Origin of the sequence: Aliamphritea spongicola, from assembly GCF_017051665.1 — a bacterium.
In the GTDB taxonomy this organism is placed as follows: Bacteria; Pseudomonadota; Gammaproteobacteria; order Pseudomonadales; family Balneatricaceae; genus Amphritea; species Amphritea spongicola.
The window spans coordinates 1-288 of the sequence record NZ_JAFIDL010000102.1 but is presented as its reverse complement, the minus strand read 5'-3'; the positions used below and the strand labels follow the sequence as shown (position 1 = coordinate 288).

Annotated in this window: 1 protein-coding gene; it reads right to left on the bottom strand. The window is 39.6% G+C overall.

Annotated elements, in window-relative coordinates:
• Positions 1-92: 92 nt before the first annotated feature.
• The coding region (locus JYB63_RS22920) for a hypothetical protein (protein WP_205660229.1) at positions 93-288 on the bottom strand (196 nt) is incomplete at its 5' end.

The window sequence follows — 288 nt, the reverse complement described above, 5'->3', positions numbered from 1 at the left end:
TTTATTCAGTAGATGGGCATTGGGAAAATATAGAAAGATGATCGATGCTTCGGAGAAGTTACTCTCCGAATTGTAAAAAGAGAAGGAAGCTACTAGACAGCTTCCTTTTTTATTTCATCATATAACCGCTTTACTTGAACATCTCCATATCCGTAGATAGGAATGCGGTTTCTGAATTCCCTGAAGACTTTTGGGAAGTCATCAACACCAAGATCTTTGATGATCTGGATAATTGTTGCTTTGGGTTTGCCTGGATATTCCCCATGAGGGATTCTGTCTTTCCAAGCC